Here is a 24,886-nt window from a genome sequence, read left to right as displayed (position 1 = left end):
GCTGACCCCGCAACAGACGAGGAGTCACCATATGCAACACGCAACGGCAGAATTTACCCCCGGCTCGCACAATCTTGGCGAGCTTGATCCGGGCGCACCGTTTCCGGACACGACAACCATTCACGACGGCCACGACCGCTGGGAAGAAGAGATGTATCTGTCTATGCAACGCCGGGCCCGGCTGGCCTACGTTGTCGGCGGGGTTGGCGCACTGATCGGTGTTATGGGCGTGGCGGCCGTCATGGCCCTGGCCCCGTTGAAAGAACTGATCCCGATCACAATGACCGTGGACAAGCATACCGGCCTGGTCAACGTGGAGTCGCGTCTGGGTAATCTGACGCTGGATGATGACGAGTATGTCACGCAGGCGTTGTTGTTCCAATATGCCCGCGACCGCGAAACCTATGACACATATGATCAGCGAGACCGGCTAAATGCTGTCTACGGCCAGACCTGCGGCGGCGCGGCTGAAGATCTGGCCGCCCTCTATGAAGAAGAAAACCTCAACAGTCCCATGAACATCTATGGGAGCTATGGCCGAGTCGATGTGCGCATTCGGTCTGTCATCCTGCACAACGGAAACTCGGCCACACTGCGCATCACGAAAAGCGCGCGCCGACAACAGGGTGCCCCGGTCACAACGCGGAACTTTGTGGTGACGATGGGCTACGAGTTCGACCGCACCGGAAACATGACACTGGAAGAGCGTTGGAACAACCCAACTGGCTTTTGTGTCACCAACTACCGACTGGATGAGGAGGCGCGATAATGCTGCGTTTGATTTGCACTGTGGCTGTGATGCTGGCACTTGGCGCAGCCTCTGTTTCAGCTGAACAAAAAGGACGGGGAACCCGCACAGACGCGCGCGTGCGCACCCTCGTGTACCACCCTGACGAGGTGTACAAGATCGATGTGTCGCGGGGCTATGCTCTCAGTATTCACCTTCAAGACGGTGAACAGATGGTCGATGAGGTCCGGGGCGATCCAAAGACCTGGGACTTTATCCCCCTGACCGCTGGTAACGGCTTTGTCCTGAAGGCCAAACATGCCACCTCACAGGCCAGCAACCTCATTCTGCAAACCAACCTGCGCAGCTATGTGTTTCTCCTTCAGGCGCATGAAGCTGGTCCACCTGATAATGTCGGTTTCCTCTATCGGTTTAGCTATCCGGATCAGAAAAAGGGCTTCAAACCGCGACAGGCCGGTAACATCCAGACGGCATTCAACACCACCGGGCGGCCTGCCAATCTGCAATACAGCGCAAGTGGTGACAGGTTGTTGCGGCCGGAAGTGGCCTTTGACGATGGGCGCAAAACCTATCTGCGACTGAAACAGCAAAGCGTGCGGCCTGCTATCTTCGCCATGGATGCAAATGGGCGCGAACGACTGGTCAACTCAACGGATCTGGCAGACGGCACTATTGTCGTCACCGGCGTCTATCCGCGCCTGGTCCTGCGCGACGGACCTTATGTCGTCTGCGTGTTCAACATCCCCCTCTATGAAATCGACCGCAACCGCGACCCGAATAAGCCCCTCAGGGTTTCGTCATCAACGTCACAGCGCAATGCAAGTCAAGGTGGGGAGAACCGCTGATGGCACAGAAAAACAAACTGCTCGAAAACCGCATCGAAGGCTCTGAGGAAGAAAAACGCGGCCCGAACCTGCCCATGATCCTCGGCATCGGTGCATTCACTGCCTTTGTTAGCCTGTTCTTCTGGATCAACAGTGGCGGGGATGAGAGCGGCCGACGCGACAGCATCATTCCCGAAGTCAACGAGACGCCGGATCAGCGCAATCAGGGGGGCACCCTATTTGGAGCCGTGCCAACGGAACCTCTGCCTCAGATTGCACAAGAGCCAGATCCGCGCGTCGCCCTGCTTGAGGCTGAGCTGGCCGAACTGCGCGAGTTAATCAAAGCCGCGCAGGAAGAGGAACCTGTGACTGAGCATGCCCCGCAAGCGCCCGCCACGGATCTGGACGCAGCGGCCCTCGAAGCGCTCGAAAAACGCACCGAACGGCAAGAAAAGGCCCTTGAGGCGTTCTTGAAGAAGCTGGAAGAGGATCGGCTGGCCGATGAACGCCGGCAACGGGAACTGCTCGCGCGGATTCAGGCCAACCGGCCGATTACAGAACCGGGCCAAGCGTCAGAACCGGCACAGGATGGCAATGCGGCGCAGGATGCGGTTGCGGCGGAAGAAGATCGGTTGACCCAGCCTTTGACCAATAGCCTTGGACGCAGTGCTGCCGGGGCGGGTGCTGGTGGCGGCTCGAATAACAGCACGGGCAACGATTTCCTCGATGCGGCCGCGTCTCGTACCGTTCAGACTGCGCGGGCGGTTCAGTTGCAGGATGTGCATCGACTGGTGACGCAAGGAACCATGATTCCGGCCATTCTGGATACAGCAATATCGTCTGATCTTCCCGGTGAATTGAAAGCCACCATAAGTCGGGACGTGTGGTCGGCGGATGCAACCACGATCCTGATACCAAAAGGCTCAACGCTGATTGGTGAATACTCGTCAGATATATCCCTTGGTCAACGCCGGGTTCTGGTGGCTTGGAACCGGGTGATCACCACCGACCAGCGATCGGTCATGATTGGATCACGCGGCGTAGATGGCTTGGGCCGCGCCGGTCTGACTGGCAACGTCCAGCACCACTTTGGTCTCAAATTTGAAGCGGCGTTCTTTATCTCGATCTTCTCAGGCATTTCGAGCTTCGGGAATCGCACTCTGAGCGAGAACGATCTGTCCACAGGAACCGATGGCTTTGCGAATTCCGGTCAGGATGCCTTTGAGGAGTACCTGTCGATCCCGCCGACAATCTGGGTGAATCAGGGCGAGAACATCAACGTGTTCGTATCGCGAGACCTCTATATGTGACGCCTTGAGCATCATTCCAGGCGGGGAGCAACATGGGTTGTGCCCCGCAGCGTTTTCGAGCTTTCCACTCCTTAACATTCTTGTCCTGAAGGAGACTGCCATGAGCACCATACAGGCAAAGACCCACCTTCCTTACACGATCGCAGCTGGCCTCATCAGCATCCCGCTCTGGGCCGCGCTGTTGATCGCCTGGAAGGTGAATGGCGACATTGAAACGTGGCGGCCCTGGCTCCTGCTCAGCCAGCGAAACAGCCTGCATCAGAAGGACTGGGACCTGGTGCTATGGGGTGGCATCACACTTGGACTGATGACCGGCGCGGGCCTTGCCTATCTCTTTGGCGGGATGGTGTTTGGTGTGACCGCGACCGACGCGCATGGGGATGCACGTTGGGCCAATGCAAAAGAGATCCGCGCGGCCCGGCTTATCAGTGATTGGGGGTTGGTGCTGGGCAAGCTGGGCAAACCCGAGAGAAAGGCGCCACATCTGCGCGCCCATACCGATGATCAGGGCACGGTGCTTGTCTCGGGGCCGCCGCGCTCCGGTAAAGGTGTCGGTATCGTTGTTCCCACCCTGCTCGACTATCCCGGCTCGCTCATCGTCTATGACGTAAAAGGCGAGCTTTTTGAGACCACGTCGCGGCGGCGCTTGGAAAAAGGCGACAAGGTGCTGGTGTTGTCACCCTTCGATGTGCAGTTTCCGAACAACCCGGACGGTTCCCTTGTCGGCCGGTCGCACAGCTTCAACCCGCTGGTTGAGATTGCGGCAATGGATGATCTGGAAGACCGGCTTGTGCGGATCTCGGAAATCAGCACCGCGCTGTTGGCACCCAAAAGTTCAACCGGTGCTGAGGCGTCCCTGATGGAAGATGCACAGGAGGTTTTTGAGGCCGCGACGGCCATCGTCTGCAACGAGTCGGCGCCCTCGCTCGGTCGTGTCCTGCAGGTGTTGACGCCGGAAGTCGCTGGTGACGATGAGGTGCCGGATTACAAAGCCATGTTTGCCGCTCTCGCCCCACGCGCGCCCGATCCGGTATCGAAAGGCGCGATGCTGCGGATGGCGGGCCAGGACAACAAGCAGCTGGGGATCTACCTGTCGGTCCTGATGGGGGGCGGCCTCAATGCGTGGCGTAACCCCGCGATCGTTCGTGCGACCAAGACCAACGATTTCGACTTTGAGTCTATGCGGTGGAAACCCCAGACCTTCTATATCTCGATCCCGGAGGCGCATAAACAGGTGTCCCGGCCTCTGGTGCGTCTGTTCATCCAGTGCGCCATCAACACGCTGCGTCGGCGGTTCATGGCCTCGGGCGAGGATTTTCTGCCGGTCCTGTTCCTGATTGATGAGTTTCATTCGCTTGGGAAGATGCAGGGCGTCCTCGATGCAGTGACCACCCTGCCCGGCTATGGCGGCCGTTTGTGTCTGGTCGTGCAATCGCCGGCATCGTTGCGCGAACACTATGGTCCTGCAGGCGAGGAAATCCTGTCGGAAAGTTCACACCTGCATGTGTGGCTGACGCCCAACTCCGAAGAAACCAAGCAAAAGCTGTCCAAAGCGCTCGGAAACAAGACTTTGACGCAGAAATCGGTCTCCGGGCGCAACTGGTCGAAGGAGCCCGGCCGGTCTGAAAGTTGGTCAGAGAAAAGCCGGGCGCTGCTCACCCCGGAAGAAATCGGTCGTTTGGGCAAGGAAGAGGTCATTATCACCGGCAAGGGCATGTTCCCGATCCGCACGAACCGAGTGTCCTTCTACAAGGACCATCGGTTCAAAGCCCTGAGTGACAGCCAGAAGGGCAAACCCTGGCCGGATGTGCCTGTGGTCAAGAATAGCGTTGTGACCCGGTTTGATGAATTCCTGAAAAGTGCCGGGTCGGCAAAATCAACTGAGGTCGAAGAACCAGAGCTTGACCCGGTTGCCAAACCGCCCTTGTCGCAGCTTGCGGCTGTCACTGGACCCCGCACTTATGATCCACCTGAGTATGACGGATACCTTGATCAGGGCGTGGCCGGCTACGGGTACTTTGAAGATCCGCGCGAGACCGCGACTGACGAGGAAACAGCCGAAGACCGCCAGCTAAAACAAGCAATCGAAACGGTGAAAGCACCAAGCTTTGCGGACAACCTCCGCAACCTATTGAACCTTGCACCGATCAGCGCAGACAGCGAGCCCGAACTTGCCGACCTGGCACACCGGCTCTCACCTGACGAGCTGGTCAAGAGGTTGATGCCACTGTTCAGCGGTGAAAACGTGAACATCAGTGGCCATTCATTGCGTGGGGCGTGAATTGGCAAGTAGCGGACTTTGCCGCCATTGCCCTTCCGGGTGTTTGCTGACGCAGCATCCGTTCGCAGGTGCCACACGATTGCCGCTACATTGCAGCCGATGTCGCCATTCCGGTCAGAATGCCCGCCCAGCGTATGCGAGCCAAACACATGCGCACCCAAGCCTAGGTGCCGTTATGTCATGTTTTTTTTACGAACGAGCATCAATAACCTTCTGCCGTTGTGTGCCGAGACCCTCGATGGACAAGCGCATTTCGTCACCTGCGCGCAGATAGGTTTGAGGCCTTTGCCCCATACCGACTCCCGGAGGCGTACCGGTGGAAATCACGTCTCCGGGTTGAAGGGACATGAATTGCGACAGGTGCGAGACGACGGTAGCTACGTCAAAATGCATCGTGCGGGTCGAGCCATCCTGATATCGTTTGCCGTTCACATCCAGTGTCATGCTCAGATCCTGCGGATCGGAGACCTCGTCACGGGTGACAAGCCAAGGACCGATCGGGCCGAATGTATCGGCGGATTTGCCTTTGACCCATTGGCCAGAGCGGTGCAGTTGGAAATCACGCTCGCTGAGGTCATTCACGATGCAATACCCCGCCACATGATCCAGAGCTTCTTCTTTCGAAACGTATTTGGCCGTTTTGCCGATCACCACGCCCAACTCGACCTCCCAATCGGTTTTGACCGATCCGCGCGGGATTTCAACGTCGTCATTCGGGCCAATGATGGCTGAGGTTGCTTTGAAGAATACGATCGGTTCTGCGGGCAGTTCCATTCCGCTTTCTTCGGCATGATCAGCGTAGTTGAGGCCAATGCAAATGAATTTCCCCACATGGCCGACACAGGCACCAATACGAGTATCGCTTGGCAATTCAGGCAGGGTCTTTGGATCGACCTGCCGCAACGTCTCAAGGCTGGTATCACCCAACACCTCTCCGGCAAGATCATTGACATGATCCGAAAGATCACGGATCACGCCGTCTGCATCAAGAAGAGCTGGATTTTCCTGACCCACTGGGCCGACACGTAAAAGCTTCATGAGACTTCCTTAGATATTAGACCAACCGCCGTCGATGACATGCGCCACACCCGTGGTATAGGCGCTTTCATCAGAGGCTAGATAAACAACCAGGGCTGCGATTTCCTCGGCCTTTCCCAGCCGACCAATTGGTTGGCGGGCGACGAAATCAGTATAGGATTTTTCATAGTCCCCGGTTGCTCGCATGCGTCCATGCAACGAGGGGCTGTCCACCGTGCCCGGGCAGATCGCGTTGCAGCGAATGCTCTGCCCGATATGGTCGGCCGCCACGGCCTTGGTCATGCCAATCACGGCAGCCTTGGTGGTGCCGTAGACGAACCTGTTTGGTGCTGCGATCACGGATGAGGCGACCGAAGCCATGTTGATGATCGAGCCGCCACCGGCGTCAATCATCCCCGGCAGGAAACTGCGGATCATACGGTACATGGCCGTCACATTCAGATCGAAGGATCGAGCCCAGGCCTCTTCGTCACAGTCGAGGATCGTGCCATTGTCGACAAACCCGGCGCAGTTGAACAACACATCCAGTGCGCCGATCCGTTCACGCAGGGAGGTGATATTGGCGGGGTTGCAGACATCCAGTCGCGCGGTTTCGATTCCCGGTACGGCAAGCGCGGAAAGCGCCTCGTGGTCGATATCTGTCGCAACCACCCGCGCACCTTCCCGGGCCATGGCCAGCACAGTTGCACGTCCGATGCCTTGCGCTGCGGCCGTCACAAGGCAGGTTTTGCCCTTCAGGCGGGTCATGTAATCTCTCCTTGTTGCAAGTGGTAAACGCGCATTGCGTTGGTTTCAAAAACAGCCTGCTTTTCGGTATCGCTACACTCAGCCGTGAGCCGAAAGGCCAACTCCACCCATGCGTCATAGTCGGCCGTTTCAAGCAGAACTGGATAGTCACTGCCCCAGAGGATTCGCTCTGAGCTAAACGCGGACCAGATCGTGTCGAATACGGATTGGTTGAACGCAAAATCCATGCTCTGCGCTGTGAGGCCGGAGAATTTGCAACTGACGTTTGGACATGCGGCTGCATCGTGCATCGCAGCCTTCCACGTCACAAAGAGATCCAGTCGCGGCTTGGCCGCATGGTTAATCAGAATAGGAAGGCCGGGATAAGACTGCGCAACACGGGTAACGGCAGGCAGATGGTGCGGTAACACCAGAGCCTCCAAAACCAGTTCTTCTGAAGCGACGACCTCTAGGCCGAGCTGATAATCTGAGGCATCCAGCCAAGTGTCATTTCCGACGGCTTCCATCGGTCGCAGCCCGACCAGATTGCCCGACGCCCGGAGATCTATGACGTCATTGGCGACCGTAGGCGCACGCAGGTCGACCCAGCCCGTCACACCTTTGATCCACGAATGTTGGCTTGCCTGTCGCAGCAGCCACTTGCTTTCCTGCATTGTCGGCGCCGCCTGCACAGCTATGACCCCGTTCAGATCGCTGTTCAGTAGATCACCCGGTAAGAAATCACGATAGACCTTGGTCCGCGCAGGCGTGAGCCAGTGATAGTCCCCTCGATCCAACCGCCAGAAATGCACGTGGCTATCAATCATCCGCAGCCCTGTTCGATGTGGTGAAGATGGGTGTCAATTCCGACCAAATCTGTGTGTCCTCGGGCGACAAGGGCTCTTGGCAGGCTTGAGTTCTTGCCATCCAATCTGTCAATTCCGGTAAGGCGCGCATCTGGCGGCGGTCCTCTGCAATATCAGCACCGGTGTAGTCAAAACTGGCAACTGCATAAGGCCCGACCAAGTCCAGACGGTAGTTTTCATGGTGGAAACGATACAGCGCTCTTGCGGCTTCCGGGTCGGGCTGGAAGTGCATCTCAACATATTCGGTGCGCTTTTTGGGCCTGATCCGCGTAGCCAACACAATCCGGGTCATTTCGTGGCCCCTTGTGTCAATCCGGCCACCAGCTTCTTTTGCAGCGGTAGGAACAGCAGCAGGGTCGGAACGGTTGCCACAACAGACCCGGCCATGACCGCACCCCAGTCGACCTGTACATCGCCGAAATACTGATAGAGACCCAAAGGAATGGTCTTCAGCCCATCCTCGGTGATCAGCGCCAACGCCAGCAGGTACTCTGACCAGCTTTGCAAGAACCCAAAGGTCGCCGCAGCTACAAGGCCTGGCCACATGATCGGCAGGATAACCATCCAGATGACTTGCAACCGATTGGCCCCGTCCACGATAGCGGCTTCATCCAGGCTTTTGGGAATTGTGGTCAGATAGCCCACCAGCAGGTAGACGGTGAAAGGGGTGATGAAGGCGGTATAGCAAAGGATCAGCCCGAGATGGCTGTTGATCAATCCTGCGCGCGCAAAGAAGATGAAGATCGGGTTGACCAGGATGATCCATGGAAAAAACTGCCCGCCCATTATTGCCCCGAACACAAACCCGCGCCCCGGAAAGCGGAACCGCGACAAGCCATATGCTGCGAACAACGAAATCGTGCAGGACAGTACCGTCGCCAGAATACAGATGTATAGGCTGTTGAAGACATAGACGAAATAGCCATCCGACAGGATTTTGCCGTAGTTCTTCAACGTCAGACCGCCTTCATTGGCAACCAACGAGATCGAGATATTCTCAACCGAGCCTTTGAACACAAAGACCGCAGGTGCCAGCAAGAAAGTCATCAGGACCAGGAACAGGGCCAACATACCGCCGCGTTCGATCAATCCGGACAGTCCGGTTTTTTGTGCGGAAATGCTCATCCAACTTTATCCTGCATCTCGCTCAGGCCAAAGAATCTGAAATAAAGCGCTCCAAATGCCGCCATTACAACCGCCATCACCACCCCGATGGCCGAGCTGTAGCCAATGCGCAGATCGACAAAGGCCTTTAGGTAAACCTCGGTCGCCAGAACATTGGTAAAGGTGCCCGGCCCAGCCCCGGTGGCGAGCCAGACATAGACGAAATTGTTGAAGGTCCAGATCACCGACATCAGCCCCAGCACCGAGATTGTGGGCATCAGATAGGGCAGCGTCACAAATCGGAACTGTTGCCAGCGGGTGGCCCCGTCAATGGCGGCGGCCTCGTTCAGTTCCTCGGGAATGGTCTGCAACGCAGCCAGCAGCGAGACTGCCACCAACGGTGTCGTATTCCAAACGATGATGGTGATGATCGCGGGCCAGACGGTCGTCAGCGTGGCCAGAAACGCCACCGGGTCCGAGATCAGTCCGGTCGACAACAGCAGCGAATTGATCGCGCCATGGGTCGGGTCAAACAGCCAGCGCCAGGCGATCACAGCAACAACGGGCGGCGTTGCCCAAGGCACCAGAATGATCAAACGCGCCACGGTCGTCATGCGGATGTCTTGTAGGAACTTCGAATTCAGCAGTAAGGCCACAACCAGCCCCAGCGCCAATCGCAAGACGACCGACACCACCGTCAGCCAAAAGATCGTATTGATCGCGATATCCAGAAAGCTGGAGCTGGTGAGGAATTCTGAATAGTTTTCCAGGCCCACGAAATCGCCGCCCTGTCGCAGACGCAGCAGCGTGATGTCGGTAAAGCTGAGCTCTAGATTGTAAAGCGTCGGATAAAGGTAGAACCCGATCAGGATCAAAAAGGTCGGCAGCAGCATCCAAAAGGCGCTGATCCGGTCGCGAGCAGTGGGCGTGAGTTTCATGCAGCCGTCCTGAGGCAAGGTGGTGTGAGGCGGCGATATTTCGCCGCCCCGGTCGTCATTAATTCTCTAACAATCGGTCCACTTCGCCTACCAGTTCGTTGGCCGCGTCTAACGAGCTTGCCTGACCCGACATTGCCGTGCCGACGGCGCGCGATGTCAAGTTCCAAAGCTGCCCCACGCCCGCACCACTGTCAGCATAGGCGCCCCATGTCCGAGTGTTGTTGGCCAATTGCTCGGAAAAGCCCAGCTCTTCGGGGCGGTATTCGATCTGTCCCAACAGTGTTTTTTGCGCCGGAAACTGATTGGTATAGTGTTTCTCGAACAACCCTGCATCGGTCAGGAATTGCACCAGCTTCCAGCTTTCTTCGGGGTGTTCGGTGTTCGCATTCACAACCAGAGTACGCCCGCCCAAATGCGTTTTCGGCTCCTCGCTACCACCCATCATGACACCAGAGGCGAAGGGCACATCTGCCCCCGGATTGGCCTCTTCATAGGCGCTAAGCAACTGGCGGTAAGTGTTGGTTGGCATCAGGGCCATTGCCTGAGACCCATCCAGAAGCCCCTGCAACAGTGCCGGATCATGCGGCACGTCGATGGCCAGGATTGAGCGCGGCGCAAGACCTTCGTCTACATAGGTTTTGAAATAATCCATCGCCGCTGCCAGTTCCTCGGCTGAGGCACCAACCTGGTAGCCACCCGCGCCGTCCTCAGACACGATGGCCTGACCGTTGGACCACAGGTAGTAGTTCAGTGGGAACCAGACCTGATTGGCCGCGGCAAAGGAAAAGCCGGTCTTGCCTGTGGCCTCTTTGATCTTACGACTGTCAGCCAGCAGATCGTCCCAAGTCTGGGGTAGTTCATCAATGCCCGCCTCGGCTAGAACATCGGTGCGATAAACCATCGCCCATGTGTCTGCCGACCATGGCACACCCCAAGCCTTGCCGTCATACATTGTAAGGTCCGTGGCTATGAAATCGTCAAAGCCATTGGGAAACTCGCCATATTGCGTCATCTCTTCGATGGACTTTACAATTCCTGCCTCGGCCATCTCTTGGGTCCAGACAAAGGCGATATGCACCACATCCGGTCCTTGACCAACGGCAGCCTCGCGCAAGAACTGATCGCGACTGTCTTTCCAGGCGATGGTTTGCAGCTCAACCGTGATACCGGGATTAGCCGCTTCGAATTCGTCCAGCGCAGCGCGCATTTCCTCGCGCTCGCTATCGTTGAAGCGGAAGGTGATCTGTGCATCGGCCAAAGCCATGCCAGCCGAAAGTGCGGCGACCGCCGCTGTTGCAAGGTAAGTTTTTAGGTGCATTGCATCCTCCCTAATAGTGCAAAACCTTCGTTCAGTTCAGGTCAATTTCCGCGAGTGTGTGGCCTTTCAAGGCCGCTGGATCGGGCACGAAGCCAATTCCGACCCCGTCCGGCACAGTCAGCTTCCCGTTGTGTACTTTCAGGTCTAACTGCCCCAGGTCCGTGCGCAGCGGGTTTGGATTGGCGTCCAGTTCAACCGGTCCGGCACCACCAATGGCCGACAGCACATGCATACTGGCGGCCAACCCAAGGGCAGTACCCATGTAATGCATGGCACAGGTGGCATCACTGGCGCGGATGTCCTGACCAACCGCAAAACAGCCGCTGACACCCCCCCATTTAGCCACATCCGGTTGCAGCACTTTCAGTCCCCCAACGGTGCGATGTGCTTGAAAACTGTCAAAGGACGTGATGTTTTCGCCTGCCGCTATTGGTATCGCGCTGGCCGCCGTAAGCTTGCTCCAATCCTGTGCGGGTGCATTTGATGGCAGAGGTTCTTCGATAAACTGCAACCCAAATTCCGCGAACACATTGGTGGCGTCGATGGCCTCGGCCAGTGACCAGTTCTGGTTCGCATCGGCCATGATTTGGATGGACGCATCGGTCAGATCTCGAACCCGGCGCAACAGGGTGAGGTCCGTCTCGCGGTCAAATCCGATTTTTAGCTTGATTGCCCGGTGTCCCGCCTCAACGATATCGCGCAACGAAGTGTCCAAATGCTCCACATTGGGCGTGCTTGCGTAGGTTCGCACCTGTGGTGTTGGATCATCTGTCAGAAACCGGTTGAGCGGAAGCCCCCTCATCCGTGCCCCGATATCCGCCATCGCCGTATCAAACGCGGCGTAACAATGCTCAAAAGCTCCCTGCTCGCCTGTGTGCCTGGCCAGTCGGCTCAGCTTTTCCTCCAAAAAGAGACGGCAGTCTGAGTAGGCGTAAAACGTCTTTCGATGCACAAGGGGGGCCATCACATCCTGGATCAGATACAGGCGCGACAGATTCCCTCGGGGTGGAAAGTTACACCATGCCTCGCCCCATCCGGTCACACCGTCCACGCTCGTCAGCGCCAAAAGCACGCCATTGCGAACCGGCATCGAACCCAGCGATGATTCTGGCCCGACCGAAGGCGTCGCGCTTAGCGCAAAGGCTTGAATCCTGTCGATAACGATGGGTGACATTCTGGTTACTTTCAGTTTCGGTGCCTGATTGGCTAACTGATTAATCAGTGATTGACAAGTGATTTTATTTTGACCTATCAGATGTCGAACGCTGGCCAATAACCGGCCAGATGGTAGTGTATGTGCCAATTCAAAACCCAGATGGAGGCAATGAGGGCTTTGGTTTCTCGAATTTCGGCATATGAAAGTTTTCGCGAACGTCTGTTCTCGGGCGAGCTCAAACCCGGGCAATTTCTGACTCAACGCGAACTGGCAGAGTTGGCAGGCGTTTCACTGGGCAGCGCCCGCGAGGCGATCCAGAAGCTGGAACATGATTCACTTTTGAAAGTGCATCCCCAGCGCGGCATTCAGGTCACGGATGTAACCAACAAGTTCATCCGCGAATCCTTTCAATTGCGCTCGATTTTAGAATTGGCCGCAATCCCGTTTTATTGCGAAACCGGTCAGGAGCAGTCGCGAGAAACTCTAAAGACCACCAAAGCGATTCTGGAACGCGCAAAAACCGACAGCTCATCCGAGGTTCTGAATGCTGCGGTCGACGTTGATTGGCAGTTCCATGACGAGCTGATCAAGGCTACCCATAATGATCTGGTCGAAGAGACCTACCAGATCAATACCCTTCGATTGCGCCTAATCCGCGCCAATATCCGGCTGGATGCCAAGCGTGTGCTTGGGGCGCTGGCCGAACATGTCGAAATCCTCGAAGCCTGCGTCTCGGGTGATCCTGTCACCGCGCAAGAGAAACTTCGCAACCATATGATGGTCGCCATGCGGCGGGCCATGGAAGGAATGTAACATGAAGCCCATCGCTCTGCGTGACGTCAGAAAAAGCTATGGAAGTGTCCCGGTAATCCACGGTGTGGATATCACCATAGAACCTGGCGAATTCGCTGTTCTGGTGGGGCCGTCGGGATGCGGAAAATCCACGCTGTTGCGCATGTTGGCGGGGCTTGAATCCGTGACCGGAGGGCAGATCGAAATCGGCGGTGAGCGTGTGAATGACGCATTACCGAAAGAGCGAGACATTGCAATGGTGTTTCAGAACTATGCGCTCTATCCACATATGACCGTCGCCGAGAACATGGGGTTCTCGCTGCGGCTCGCACGCGCTGACAAAGCCGAGGCCCGCGCCAAGGTGGAGGCCGCGGCCGAAATCCTCGGGCTCGATAAATTGTTGGACAGATACCCCCGCCACCTGTCTGGCGGGCAACGCCAACGGGTTGCCATGGGCCGCGCCATAGTACGCGATCCTTCCGTTTTCCTCTTTGATGAACCCTTATCCAACCTGGACGCAAAACTGCGAGTGAAGATGCGTAGTGAGATCAAAGAACTGCACCAGAAGCTGAAAACAACAGTCGTCTATGTCACCCATGATCAGATCGAAGCCATGACCATGGCCGACAAGATCATTGTGCTGGATGGCGGCCACGTCTCGCAAATCGGCACTCCGCTTGAGTTGTACAATCGACCCAAGAACAAATTCGTCGCCGCTTTCATCGGCTCCCCATCCATGAACCTGCTGCCTGCAAGATCTGACGGCGGTGGCCGCGCGACTTTGGCGGATGGGTCTTCCGTTGCTTTGCCGCAAAGCGTCGCAGCCGACAAAGATATCCTGATCGGAATCCGGCCCGAGCACCTGGAGCAGACCACCGACGCCGCGCGAATATCCGTCAAAACAAGCGTCATCGAACCCACCGGCGCGGAAACCCTGATCACTGCCCACCACGCAGAGACTGAGGTGCTTGCTGCCCTGCGTGGACATGTGCCAATCGCCGCAGGCGCGACGCTTGACCTCACCTTTGAGGACACGCATGTGCACCTCTTTGACGCGCAGACCGGGCTTCGGCTCGATTAAGCGATGTCTTTATTGCTACCAGATATCGGCCTTGGCACAGCAGCGATTGCAGGTCTTTATAAACCCGTGCCGCTTGCCGCTGCGATAGAAACACTGGAAGAAGCGTGGCAGCAAGGCATACGCTATTTCGATACCGCGCCTCATTACGGACAAGGTAAGGCAGAGCGTCTTCTGGGCGATGCGCTGAGGACCAAACCAGCAGAAGATTATGTGATTTCTACAAAAGTGGGCCGCTTGTTGCGACCAAGCACCACCCGGCACGCCGAGCTGAACGGTTTCGTCGATCCCTTGCCTTTCGATCAAAGCTACGATTATTCCTATGATGGGATCATGCGATCCTTTGAGGACAGTTATCAGCGGCTCGGCCTCAGTCGGATTGATATTCTCTATCTGCATGACATCGGCATGCGCACTCATGGTGGCGCGAACGAAACTTACATGGCACAGCTGCGCGATGGCGGTTTTCGCGCGTTAGAACGTCTGAAAGCGTCCGGAGCCATCAAAGCCTTTGGGCTCGGTGTGAATGAGGTCGAGATTTGCGAAGATATCTTGGAAGAAATCGAACTTGACTTGATCCTTTTGGCTGGGCGCTACACGCTGCTTGACCGCAGCGCCGAGCGTTCGCTTCTAAAAACCTGCTTGGACAAAAGAACGCAGCTTGTCATTGGCGGTGTGTTCAATTCCGGCATTTTGGCAACAGGCGCACATGAAGAGGCGCATTGGGACTATGGTCAGGCCCCGCAACACATCGTCGACAAGGTGCGCAGCCTAAGCGATCTCTGCCGCGAAACGAATACGCCCCTTCCAAGTGCTGCTCTTGCCTTCCCGAAAACCCATCCCGCAGTGGCCTGCACTCTCCTCGGCAACAGCCAGGCGGCCAGGATCAAAAGCAACCTGCAAGCCCTACGAAACACAACGCTCACCACCGATTTCAAAACCCGCGCCGACGCAATCGTTCGATGACCGAAAAATCCGAAACGAGTTGCTGCCCCAAACCTCACCATTTCGCGCGACCTGATCTTCGCACGTCGATCCCCCAGAGATTTGCATAAAAGGTTGATAGGTTGCTGCAGTGCAGCAAGTCGCTGCTTTTAAATAGTGCGTCTTCCGGTTCAAGTTTATGCCACGCGAGAAATGACAACGACCGCGTTGGGCTCCTTGCGGCCATTCTCCGCAAGCTACTTGAACGTCGGCTTGGCCTTTCGGAGGATCGGCGCGACCGAAAAACCCCACTTCGGCCACTTCTCCATCGGGTGTTCTAAAACCTATACTGCTTTCTCCCTGAGCACTCTGACGGCAACCGGTCGCCTCCGGTCACCGGTTTTTCGAAACTGCACAATCGCATCAACCATCGAGCGGCAGTATTCGAGGATTTCGGAATAGGTCAGCCCGGTATCTGCCTGCATGACCATCAACGCCAGACGAGAAAGCGCAGATTCCGGCGAGGCCGCATGCAAGGTCGAGATCCCACCCGGATGGCCCGAGTTGATGGCGGACAGGAAATCATAGGCTTCAGCACCGCGCAGCTCCCCCATGATGATCCGATCCGGCCGAAATCGCAGACAGGCTTTCAATAGATCGCTGCTCGATGCGTTCTTGTTGACCACCAAAGAGACCGCATTGGGCTGGCTGGGTCGGATCTCCAGCACGTCCTCAATGGTCATGATCCGCTCTGAAGGATCGACTTCGAAAAGACAGGCACGCAACCATGTTGTTTTGCCGGAGGATGTCCCGCCGGACAAAAGAATGTTCCACTTGGCCTTGACTGCCGCTCGCAGGAAATCACCAAAACCTTTGTTCTCATACGCGTCGAAAACAGCCTCGTCGGCGGGATCAACGCCGGATTTCAGATCGGCCATGTTGGCGTCTAGGTCCGGCAAGTCCTGCATCAGATCATCGAGCGACAATTGCTTTGCCACTGCCCGGCGCAGAGCAAATGCAACGCCAGCCTCAACGGCGGGTTTGACCGCGACCTGCGCCCGCCACAGTGACCCATCGATTTCAAACTGCGATCCCGCCAGCGGTGTTTTTTCTGAAATGGGATTACCGCCAGCAAGGTCATGTGCAAGTGCCTCTGCATCATCCTCGCCCATCGGCTGGTCCAGCAGACGCATGGCAGGCTCACCGCTGCGCTCGATCCAGAGTCTGCCGTCCGGGTTCAGGACGATTTCAGACAGTAGAGGATCGGAGAGCAATTGCCCTCCGAATACCCGATTCAATGTACTTTCCAGATGACGACTCACCGGCTGATACCCCGGTCGCCCTTGGCGCGTTCTTCCCGTTCCCGACGCCGCTGCTCTTGCACCGCAGGATCACGGTCAATCTGTCGATCCAGGTTTTTCACATCCCAGGCCGTGCGGGTGACATTGACGCGCTCCGGTTCGTCGGTCTCGGGGTTCCGGCGTGAGCCGGTGACTTCTTCTTTGCCCGCTTTGACGAACGTGGCGGTGTCACCGATTGAGATATTGTTCCGAGCCATTTGGTCCTGCAGGGCGGTGCCCCAGATCCGTTCCAGCTCGTCTTTGCCCTCAACTTTCATATCGACATAGAACGATTTGCTGTTTGAATCATCGGGGCGCACCAGAGCCTCCTTGGCATCGACGATGACACCCGTAACGCCGGTTTCTACCGAGACCTCCTGCCGAACGGCGCGGGCCTGCAGGGCCTTCTCGCCTGCTTTTGCATTCGTAACATCTGGCAACATGGGCTGTTCCCGTGATCGATCATTGTCGCGTGGTGCACGCTCGATGTCAGATGCTTTCCATGCCCGGCGGTTTGCCTCGATGCTTTTCTTTTCGCCAGTCTCTGGATCAACCTTGCTGACCGTCACCCTTTTGTACCCGTCATGGGCAAGCGTGACCGTGTCACCGACTGACAAATTTTCGCGCTGCATCATGTCGGGCAGATCAACGCCCCAGACCCGGAAAGGCTTATCGCGGCCGTCTACCTTCAGATCGACGTAAGGAGACATGCTGTCTTTCTCGTCTTCTTTGAAGAGCGCAGACCCAACCTCGACGATCTGCCCGCGCACACCCGCGTCCAGATCGGGGTGATACGGGGCTGAGCTGACGGCTTTTTCATTTGGTGCCGACCCTTGCTGTTCCGGGCCCGGGCGCGCTTCGCCCTCAACACGATCCGGTGCGCGACCTGTCACACGCTCCTGCACCCGGTCCTCAATCTCAAGCAAACGTCCACCGATCGCGGCCCGATCAAAACCCTGCACCTTCATGGTCTGGATTTCATCCTGAACGCCGGTTTTGATCTTCTCTTGCAGGAAGTCGTCTCCCCTGCCCTCTGCAAAGGCGCGGTTGATGTCACGGATCTCGCCACGGGCATCGCGGTAGATCTCAGAAGCGTCTTTATACGCGGCCTTCATGTCGATCCGCGCCTGGTTCTCGCTAAGAGAATGCGCATTAGCCAAGGTCTTAACGTCGCGTTCGAACCAGTTCTCGCGCGTCCGCCGGTCTACATCAGCGCCATTGCGGATACGCGACAGCACCAGATCACCATTGATGCCCATCGCTTCGAACCGCTCGGCCACCTGCCTGTCCGCATCTTTCAACACCGCATTGGCGGCCGCGCTGCGCGGATCGTTTGCATCAGCGCGCTTCCGACCCTCTGAGTCTGCCCGGTCCTGTCCGATGGGCTGGGTACGCGTTGGATCTGCTGCGTCTTGTTCTGCTGCGCGACGCTGGCGTGTCGGGTCGACGTCGTCGAGGCTTACCTCAATCTCATCGTCCCGCTCCAGACGCTTGCCAAAGAACGTCTTGGTCTCTTCATCCATAAGCAGCTCATAGTCCCGCAGGACCCGTGAAATCGCGGCCTCTGTTTGACTGCGCTTCTCCTCGTCCTCCATGGCTTCGGCTTTGGCGTCCATCCTCGTGATAAACTCACGGACATCGGTTCCAATGGCCTTCATCTCCCTATCAATGGCCGGGGCATGTGTCGGGTCCATCTGGTTGGCGACTTGTTGATTCATGTCGATTTCCTCTGATCTAAGAACCCCGTCCGTCACCAGGATTGATGCTGCGCCGAGTACAGCGTGGCTTATGGCCCCCAGGGTCTCGGCACGCCCTGGGTATTGGGTTGTGAAAAAGCCCTGCTCAAAACCGGCGTGATGCGACCGGAGTGTTTCGCCCAGGGCGGCATAGTCTGCATTGCGTTGATCGCTGATGACCTGCAGCTGGTCCGCCGCGGCAGGGTGTTGTCGGCTGATGCCAAAGAACGGAAAACCACTGCGCTGCGCTGGGGCCGGCCGCTCACGCAGTTCCCGGCCGTCGCGCCGCGCATGAACCCGCGCGCTGCTTTCACGCTCGGGGCGCAGGTTGCGGCTGAACCGGCTGGTGGCGGTCAAGACAATGCCGACGTCCCGCGCGGTCTCAACCTGCAGTTCTCGCAGATCCTGCGTTGTGATCCCGTACCGGCTGATCTGAAGTGTCTTGCCAGACGCCCCTGCCCGGCTGATCACCAGATGCGTATGCGGATGGCCGGTGTCGTCGTGATGGGCCATGACATATTTATAGCGGTCGCCATATTCGCCATTCGTCAGACGCGCGCCGAAACTGCGCGCGGCTTGCTTCGCTGCTTCCCGGTCTGTGTCCTTGGGGTAAGACAAGATGACGTGATAACTGTAGTTCGTGACCCGCGTGTCCATCCGGTCCCAGTCTTTCGCCCACTCATCCTGGACGTCGCGCAGGCCTTCCATCCCATGCCACACCTCACCGGTGTCGCCACGCTCCATTTCAACGGTGCCCTTGCGTGTGATGTAGGACAGCTGCCCGCCCAGGCGGCCGGATGCGGTGACGCCGCCACCGGGGACAACTTTGACCACTGCCTGATTGGTTAGCAGTGCATTGGCAATCATGCCGGCAGCACCACCTGACGGGTTCTGCCGTTGCGGTGATCGACGCCGCGATCGCGCGGGGTTTTGACCAGGACGCGGTTTCAGGTTCGGGATAAGCTGAAACTCTCCAAAGAGCGCGTCCCAGGCCGGGTCATATGCAGCGGCCAGGCTGGTCATGCTCTAGCCTTCACCTTGGGGGACACACGTGATGCGCGCTGTTTCTCCGCAAGCCGCTCGATCTCTAATGCACGGGTAAAAGACCTCTCATGGGCGGCGTCGGAGTAATCTTCGATCAACCGGCGCAACTCCCGAACCTCGTCCTTCATTGCTGCCAATTGATCTTCGGCGCGCTTGTTAAGCCGGAACTTCCCGGCATTTGCGGCGCGGGTCATCTGGTTGAGGTTGTTCGCCATGCCGACCAGCTGCGCCAGGTGCTCTTTGAATTGCTGTGTCCGGAACTCTTCTTTCGACGGAATACCAAAGGCTATGCGGATACAGACACGCACCAGGCCGGTTACGCTTCGCAGTTGCATGGCCTTGCTGCGCTGTTTGAGGAACGCCAATTCGTCCTCATCAAAGCGCATGGTTGTCGTGACAGATTTAGGTACGCCTTGTGGCATCGGGGCTTTCTCCACGATCAGAAATCGTGCGTGGCCCCGTCAGACCGCGCGTATGGTGTTTCAAGTGTAAGTTGAATTGATAGCCGACTGCAAGTCTAACAGATTGTCGATAGCACAATCTGTATTATCCCGCAAAGCAAAGTAAGCGTAGGATGTAGACGGTCCGTAGCGCGAGGCACAGCCGCTTGCCGCGTACTAAACACCGACCGGCGGCTGCTCCATGGCAAATGCCATTACGCTGTCGCCATCTGGCTGGCGGGCTTTGCCAGATGGCACATGGCACCGGACCATTGGCAAGTTCCAAATGCCTGATAATCGCCAACCATCTGGCATATGGCAAACGTCTGCTGGCAATACCCTTTTGGCCTTCCTTATTGTAGACGGTTGAGTATTGCTTAGAAAAGCAATAGCGTAGTTTTCAGCGCGGGTGACGGGTCGCGCGATAACTTGCAATCGCGAGCCCGTTTGTGGCACGCCGCTGCGCGGCGAGGCTTTCGGGCGCAGACCCGGAGACCAAATTGAAAATCTATGCAGCCGTAAACTCCAAAGGTGGGGCGGGAAAGTCTTCCATGCTCGTCGCCTTCGCTTCCGCTTTGCACCATCAGGGCAAACGTGTCCGTATCCTTGATCTGGATTCACAAGGAACACTCTCGGAATGGTTGAATCCGAATAACGGGCTGGAGCCGCTCCCCGCCGATGAACTTCTGATCGAGGCCGGGCAGTTTGCCAAGGAAGACGCAGAAAATGCGAAACTCGCTTATGCCCACATTCTTGCGGCCGAAGAGGCGGGGGGCTTTGACTACCTGCTGATCGACACCAAAGGTGAGCCCAGCATGACCGCCGCGATGGCGATGGCTGTTGCCGACATGGTGCTCTGCCCGTCTGATGGATCATCGGCAGAATACAAGCCTATCCTGGTCACATACAGATCGTGTGAGGCGGCTTTGCAGCAAATTGGCAGCACTGCGGACCCGAAAGAAAAGTTTCGGATTGTGTTCACCCGGCAATCTGTCGCGCAGTCAGCCGGAATTCAGAAGGGCAAACAGGCGCTGGCAAAGCAGTTTCATTGTGTCGTCGGAATCGCCGACACAGCGGCTATGGATGACGCGCTGCGGACGGGCACAACGATCGGGCGGTTGATGGGCTTTGCTCAGGAAACCATGGAACACGCGGAAACCCAGACGGCCAGGTCGAACGCCCGGCGCATGGCGGATCGGTGCAAAAAGGCGCTGAGCAATGCAGACCATGTGCTGAACGCGCTGAAAGAAAGCGAGGTGCAGCATGTCCCGGCCTAAGAGCATCGACAGCCTGCTTGCCAGATCAACCTCAGACATCGCGCCGACCGTGACGGATCTGAGCAAGCGGGAACAGGGTGAACCTGCAACTGATCCAAAACCGGAATCTGAGCCAGCCAAAGAAATGAAGACAGAACCGGTGGCAGACACGACACCGACCGCAAAACCAAAACGCTTAAATCCGGCCCCTGCGAAGCCAAAGCAGAAAGACCCTGCCCAGCCCGAAGACCTAAGTGCCGCAGGGCAACCGATCAGGGTTCAGATTTCCACCTCAGACGGCAGTGAGATTGCGGCGGCACTGGAAGAGGTCCGAAGCAACATACCTGCCGCCTTCCAGAAAAACTTTAACCTTGGAGCCTTCTTCAAAGAGGTCCTGCAAGACAACGATGCCGCCATTGCGGCCATGATCCGGAACAACCTGAATGAGGATGCACAATGAGCAAGCGCAAAAAAGCCACAAAGGAAACCAAGAGCATCGTTCGCACCCCCATCCGGTTTCAGGTTTCAGCCCTTGAAGGCGGTGAGGTAGAAAAGGAGTTTCTGGACCTGCTGGAAGATGTGCCGCCGCCATTGCGTGCGAGTGTGAATATCGGAAGCCTGTTCCGGCAAGTGATGTTGGAAAACGACAAAGAAATTGCCAAGATGATCAGAACAACAATGCAGAAAAAAGAGGTACACTGATCCCGTTTGATCTGTCGCAACAAACCTCCAATGTCACGCTGGCGGCCAAGGCACCACTGGCCGAGGGTTAACCACAAGCTGACGCTGAGATATTTGGTATCTCTGCTTACAGCCTGCTTCGGTCAGGCCAATTTCGCCCAAGGTTGAAATTGACCGGACTGGATAACCCTCGGCCCTGCCAGCGGAGGCGACATTCCAAGAGAAATAGCCCAGCCTCAAAAGAGGCTGAGTTGGTCGCCTTGGATCGCGGGGCCGTCACCCAGCGTTTTAATGCGCTCCTTAAGGGCCGCTTCGTTTTGTGCGGCTCTTTCTGCATCAGCTTTGGCCTGCGCTTCCCGTTCTGCGCGTTGCTTTGCAAACGGATCACCATTCGCGGCAAAGAATACAGGCGCAGCGGCGGTGTATGCGCCAGTGTAGGTTTCCAAACTGATGCTGTTGCCATGAATGACCTGCCCGGCCAGACCGCGCGTGGTGAGTTGCAGATAGGCCATGTGATAGGTGGCACGTGACAACTCGGTTGCCCGAAACCAGACACTTGTTTCCAATTCAAACCCCATGCCCTCGATGGTATCGGCCACGGCCAGCAACATGCCGCCCGCCCCGGCGGCGGGTTCGTCAATTGTTATGAACCCTTCCGCCTCGATGATCGCATTGGCATCGGCCAAGGTCATTTCCGCCATCATGCGCGACACTTCAAAGGGCGTGAAAAACTGGCCCAGCTTGGCATCCAGCACGCCAAGCTCACCGGCCACCATGCCGAGAAAATCACATCCGCCATTGCCGATCGTGCCCGCCATGATTGCCAGCAATTCGGGCATACGGCGGATGTCGTCTTTGTTGCGATAGCGCCCGACCACCTCCATATACTGGGTCTCAAGCGCGTCTCTTTGGGCCTCATCAGGGCAGGCGCGCTTTGCCAGCGCACAATAGGACAGTTCGCAGAAATCGCGGAAAACCTCGTCCCGGTGCTTGGATCGGTCAAGCTCGTTGATGATCCGGACAAAATCTTTGACCGCCGCAATCATGCTGATGCCTTGATGTCAGACGGATCACTAACTGTCTGCTCATAGACTGAAACCGAATGGCCGCAATCGTCGCAGTCCCATGCGTCATAGACGGCGCAAAGCTCCCATTGCTGTAGCTCTGCGTTCCATTCTGCATGGGCGTCCCGCTTGACGTTCTGCCCGCCGCAGTTCGAGCAATGGACCGTATTGGGGGCGCTCAAGCGCCACCCCCTTTCAATTCGGCCATTTTCTCGGTCAGCGCCCAAAGCGCGCGGTTCAGTGCTTTGTTCTGGTCGATCCCGGCAACAGCGCGGGTCCGCTGACGACGGGTCTGACCATCGGCTGTGCGGACACGCCCGGAAATCCCACCTCGGATGACATTCTCCTGAACCACGTTGAACGCGGTCCACAGATCAGCTGTTCGGTCAGCGGTGCGGCGCGTACTGAGCAACCGTGTCGCCTCAATCGGCGCGGGTTTTCCGTCTTCTTTGGCCGCATCGGGAAAACGAAGTTGGTGTGCGGCTTCGGCCAAAACCTTCCGTTCCGCGTCGTTCACGGTGATGGCCTTGAAGTCTTGCACCTGCTCCGTGATTTCTTCGGCATCGTCCAGAACGGTAAACGCGCCTTCGATGACTTCGGACACGGCATTTCCCGAGTGCCGCACCTTCACCTCGTTGAACGTATCGCCCACCATCAGGCCATTTGCGCAGACAAACCGGAAATAGCCGGGGATCATCTGATAGCTGCTGGTCCCGTCATTGGCGTTGACCAGTACAATTTCGAAGGACTCGCCGTCGCTGTTGGTGATCGAGCGGTGACGAAGCCGCAGCATGTGCTTGGTGAACGCGGCCTTGCCCGGAACACGGGTGTTCGCCTGCTGCGCAAAGAACGGATCAAACCCTTCATTCCGCAGCCCGTCCAGAACGTTTACGGTCGGAACCGGCACAAAGCGGTCAGAGCGGCTTTCGTGACCTTTGGTTGCAAATATTGACGGGACAGCTTGGCGCAGCTGGTCGTTGGTCAGCGCCGCTCCTGTCACCAGTCCGCCGCATGACATGCCCCGCATGTAACGATTGTAAGTCATCAGGAATATTCCTCTGTGGTGATGCGGTGGCCGATGTGGCCCGTTGGTCGGGGAAACGCTTCACTGGAGCCTTTCCTGATCCTCCCAACTCCGCTTGCTGTTTGTTGTGAACACAGCAGGCCAAGGAAACGGCCTGCTGGACTGACATCAGCCACCCTCGCCCCTCCGCGTTTTTCCCGGCGAAGGAGGGGGGCCGATGGAAAAGATCCGGATCTGATCGGAGGACTGGGGGTCAGGCTGAAAAACGGAAGGTTTGCGCGCTTTACGCGTGAAAGCCGTTTTTCTGCTTGAGGCGCATGGGAAAGAGAAATGTGAGCCGCGCCCATGGCGCGGATCTCTCTTTGCGCACTCCCCCTGGACCGGATCAGATACGAGAGCTTTTCGGCCCCCTGACGTTCGGGAAAACAGGCGCAGCAGACCGCTTGTCGGTCTGCGCTTTGCTCGATGTCTATCGAGCGTGGTCCTTGCAAAAGGCGAAGTGAACGGGCGTCACCCGAAGGGCCGAAACGGGCGTAACCAGGCGACTTGCGGCCGCGGTGAAAGCAGGCTCGGATGAGACAAGGTTCACTGCCCTCGGGCCGCAGGGAGAATGGGCAGGTCCGGTTCGGGGCGTAAGCCGGTAAGGCCGGCTGGAGCCAAGCACGCGGTCACGCGCTGAAGGCGCGGGATTTGCCCTGATCTCTATGCTGACTCTCGGCCACTCAGTTACTTGGAAAATCTGCTCAAGATTGCCCGACGCGATCAGGCTATCAAGCGTTACAATTGATGCGTCGCCTATCATATCCCGGCACTTCTCTCTGGTGATCTTGATGTCGGCCAGAAGCCGGAGCACTGGAAAGGGCGACTTGCGCCGCCCTGCCCTTTGGTTATTCGGTTACTCCATCGTCGTCGTTCCGTTTTGGGAAGGCCACCATTTCAACGCTGGGGAACATGCTGTGTTTGACGGTGATCGACTTGATTTCGCCGGAAACGTCGTCGGTGTTTACGAAGAGAACCCCGCAGCGGTCCCAGTAGTTCGTGCCATCTTTTTCACCGGCTTTGACGTTCAGTTTCAGAGTTTGAGTTGCCATTGTTAGATCCTCGCTTTTGAGTGTTTCGATGAACATGGCTTTTGCGGGCACTAAGATACGGTAATGGGGCTTTACGCTACTCATTACCGTTGGTGATTGCTCTGATT

Annotated in this window: 25 protein-coding genes; 10 read left to right on the top strand and 15 right to left on the bottom strand. The window is 57.1% G+C overall.

The window, feature by feature from the left end:
- The first annotated feature begins 31 nt into the window (after positions 1-31).
- The 4 genes from GOW16_RS21665 (at position 32) to GOW16_RS21650 (ending at position 5,163) form a co-directional block, all read left to right on the top strand.
- Positions 32-769, top strand: a complete 738-nt coding sequence (locus tag GOW16_RS21665; RefSeq protein WP_170419537.1) for a virB8 family protein — start codon at positions 32-34, stop codon at positions 767-769.
- Positions 769-1,593 (top strand): TrbG/VirB9 family P-type conjugative transfer protein, encoded by an 825-nt coding sequence (locus GOW16_RS21660; protein WP_170419535.1) that lies wholly within the window; start codon positions 769-771, stop codon positions 1,591-1,593. The genes GOW16_RS21665 and GOW16_RS21660 overlap by 1 nt, the downstream gene beginning before the upstream one ends.
- The gene (locus GOW16_RS21655; protein ID WP_170419533.1) at positions 1,593-2,882 is read left to right on the top strand and encodes a TrbI/VirB10 family protein; all 1,290 of its coding nucleotides are present in this window, start codon (positions 1,593-1,595) and stop codon (positions 2,880-2,882) included. Before GOW16_RS21660 ends, GOW16_RS21655 begins: the two co-directional genes overlap by 1 nt.
- A 100-nt stretch (positions 2,883-2,982) precedes the next feature.
- On the top strand, positions 2,983-5,163 hold the full coding sequence (locus GOW16_RS21650) for a type IV secretory system conjugative DNA transfer family protein (RefSeq protein WP_170419531.1): 2,181 nt from the start codon (positions 2,983-2,985) through the stop codon (positions 5,161-5,163).
- Between the two features lie 189 nt (positions 5,164-5,352).
- On the opposite strand, the gene GOW16_RS21645 is transcribed toward GOW16_RS21650, so the two are convergent.
- From GOW16_RS21645 to GOW16_RS21610, 8 genes are read right to left on the bottom strand one after another with little or no spacing between them, the layout of a single operon-like run.
- Entirely contained in the window at positions 5,353-6,201 is an 849-nt protein-coding gene (locus GOW16_RS21645; protein WP_170419529.1) for a fumarylacetoacetate hydrolase family protein, read from the bottom strand.
- A 9-nt stretch (positions 6,202-6,210) separates the two neighbouring features.
- A complete protein-coding gene (locus GOW16_RS21640) occupies positions 6,211-6,948 on the bottom strand; it encodes an SDR family oxidoreductase (protein ID WP_170419527.1) in 738 nt (245 codons plus the stop codon).
- Positions 6,945-7,754, bottom strand: coding sequence for an amidohydrolase family protein (locus GOW16_RS21635; protein ID WP_170419525.1), 810 nt, complete (start codon positions 7,752-7,754; stop codon positions 6,945-6,947). The genes GOW16_RS21640 and GOW16_RS21635 overlap by 4 nt, the downstream gene beginning before the upstream one ends.
- Positions 7,747-8,085: an L-rhamnose mutarotase gene (locus tag GOW16_RS21630; RefSeq protein WP_170419523.1), complete on the bottom strand. Its 339-nt coding sequence runs from the start codon at positions 8,083-8,085 to the stop codon at positions 7,747-7,749. Before GOW16_RS21630 ends, GOW16_RS21635 begins: the two co-directional genes overlap by 8 nt.
- Complete coding sequence (locus GOW16_RS21625; RefSeq protein WP_170419521.1) at positions 8,082-8,918, bottom strand: carbohydrate ABC transporter permease; 837 nt, start codon at positions 8,916-8,918, stop codon at positions 8,082-8,084. Before GOW16_RS21625 ends, GOW16_RS21630 begins: the two co-directional genes overlap by 4 nt.
- Complete coding sequence (locus GOW16_RS21620) at positions 8,915-9,835, bottom strand: carbohydrate ABC transporter permease (RefSeq protein WP_170419519.1); 921 nt, start codon at positions 9,833-9,835, stop codon at positions 8,915-8,917. Before GOW16_RS21620 ends, GOW16_RS21625 begins: the two co-directional genes overlap by 4 nt.
- Before the next feature lie 58 nt (positions 9,836-9,893).
- Positions 9,894-11,153, bottom strand: coding sequence for an ABC transporter substrate-binding protein (locus GOW16_RS21615; protein WP_170419517.1), 1,260 nt, complete (start codon positions 11,151-11,153; stop codon positions 9,894-9,896).
- A gap of 31 nt (positions 11,154-11,184) precedes the next feature.
- Positions 11,185-12,327 (bottom strand): mandelate racemase/muconate lactonizing enzyme family protein, encoded by a 1,143-nt coding sequence (locus GOW16_RS21610; RefSeq protein ID WP_170419515.1) that lies wholly within the window; start codon positions 12,325-12,327, stop codon positions 11,185-11,187.
- Positions 12,328-12,477: 150 nt separating this feature from the next.
- On the opposite strand from GOW16_RS21610, the gene GOW16_RS21605 reads away from it, so the two are divergent.
- From GOW16_RS21605 to GOW16_RS21595, 3 genes are read left to right on the top strand one after another with little or no spacing between them, the layout of a single operon-like run.
- Positions 12,478-13,122 carry a GntR family transcriptional regulator gene (locus tag GOW16_RS21605; RefSeq protein WP_170419513.1) on the top strand — a complete coding sequence of 215 codons (645 nt, stop codon included), beginning with the start codon at positions 12,478-12,480 and terminating at the stop codon, positions 13,120-13,122.
- Between the two features lies 1 nt (position 13,123).
- Positions 13,124-14,182 (top strand): ABC transporter ATP-binding protein, encoded by a 1,059-nt coding sequence (locus tag GOW16_RS21600; RefSeq protein ID WP_170419511.1) that lies wholly within the window; start codon positions 13,124-13,126, stop codon positions 14,180-14,182.
- 3 nt (positions 14,183-14,185) lie between these two features.
- Complete coding sequence (locus GOW16_RS21595; protein ID WP_170419509.1) at positions 14,186-15,145, top strand: aldo/keto reductase; 960 nt, start codon at positions 14,186-14,188, stop codon at positions 15,143-15,145.
- Positions 15,146-15,447: 302 nt separating this feature from the next.
- Here GOW16_RS21595 and GOW16_RS21590 read toward each other — a convergent pair whose 3' ends face one another.
- From GOW16_RS21590 to GOW16_RS21580, 3 genes are read right to left on the bottom strand one after another with little or no spacing between them, the layout of a single operon-like run.
- Positions 15,448-16,425, bottom strand: a complete 978-nt coding sequence (locus GOW16_RS21590; protein WP_170419506.1) for an ATPase, T2SS/T4P/T4SS family — start codon at positions 16,423-16,425, stop codon at positions 15,448-15,450.
- On the bottom strand, positions 16,422-19,202 hold the full coding sequence (locus tag GOW16_RS21585; protein ID WP_170419504.1) for a relaxase/mobilization nuclease domain-containing protein: 2,781 nt from the start codon (positions 19,200-19,202) through the stop codon (positions 16,422-16,424). Before GOW16_RS21585 ends, GOW16_RS21590 begins: the two co-directional genes overlap by 4 nt.
- Positions 19,199-19,645, bottom strand: a complete 447-nt coding sequence (locus tag GOW16_RS21580; RefSeq protein ID WP_170419502.1) for a MobC family plasmid mobilization relaxosome protein — start codon at positions 19,643-19,645, stop codon at positions 19,199-19,201. Before GOW16_RS21580 ends, GOW16_RS21585 begins: the two co-directional genes overlap by 4 nt.
- 518 nt (positions 19,646-20,163) lie before the next feature.
- Between GOW16_RS21580 and GOW16_RS21575 the strand changes: the two genes are divergently transcribed.
- Genes GOW16_RS21575 through GOW16_RS21565 form a run of 3 tightly spaced genes read left to right on the top strand, consistent with a single transcriptional unit; the run spans position 20,164 to position 21,621 of the window.
- Positions 20,164-20,940: a ParA family protein gene (locus GOW16_RS21575; RefSeq protein ID WP_170419500.1), complete on the top strand. Its 777-nt coding sequence runs from the start codon at positions 20,164-20,166 to the stop codon at positions 20,938-20,940.
- Positions 20,927-21,379, top strand: coding sequence for a hypothetical protein (locus GOW16_RS21570; RefSeq protein WP_170419499.1), 453 nt, complete (start codon positions 20,927-20,929; stop codon positions 21,377-21,379). Before GOW16_RS21575 ends, GOW16_RS21570 begins: the two co-directional genes overlap by 14 nt.
- Positions 21,376-21,621: a hypothetical protein gene (locus GOW16_RS21565; RefSeq protein ID WP_170419497.1), complete on the top strand. Its 246-nt coding sequence runs from the start codon at positions 21,376-21,378 to the stop codon at positions 21,619-21,621. Before GOW16_RS21570 ends, GOW16_RS21565 begins: the two co-directional genes overlap by 4 nt.
- Positions 21,622-21,836: 215 nt before the next feature.
- Here the strand turns inward: GOW16_RS21565 and GOW16_RS21560 are convergent, their stop codons facing one another.
- From GOW16_RS21560 to GOW16_RS21545, 4 genes are all read right to left on the bottom strand, one after another.
- Entirely contained in the window at positions 21,837-22,646 is an 810-nt protein-coding gene (locus tag GOW16_RS21560) for an N-6 DNA methylase (protein WP_170419495.1), read from the bottom strand.
- A complete protein-coding gene (locus GOW16_RS21555) occupies positions 22,643-22,846 on the bottom strand; it encodes a hypothetical protein (protein WP_170419493.1) in 204 nt (67 codons plus the stop codon). The genes GOW16_RS21560 and GOW16_RS21555 overlap by 4 nt, the downstream gene beginning before the upstream one ends.
- Complete coding sequence (locus GOW16_RS21550) at positions 22,843-23,709, bottom strand: DUF932 domain-containing protein (protein WP_170419491.1); 867 nt, start codon at positions 23,707-23,709, stop codon at positions 22,843-22,845. The genes GOW16_RS21555 and GOW16_RS21550 overlap by 4 nt, the downstream gene beginning before the upstream one ends.
- Positions 23,710-24,575: 866 nt before the next feature.
- Positions 24,576-24,886 (bottom strand): hypothetical protein (locus GOW16_RS21545; RefSeq protein ID WP_217354712.1); only part of this gene is annotated, 311 nt, incomplete at its 5' end.

The organism is Ruegeria atlantica, from assembly GCF_013033965.1.
Classification (GTDB): Bacteria; Pseudomonadota; Alphaproteobacteria; order Rhodobacterales; family Rhodobacteraceae; genus Ruegeria; species Ruegeria atlantica_D.
Note: the sequence above shows the minus strand (reverse complement) of the source record. Positions and strands in the feature narration are given on the sequence as shown.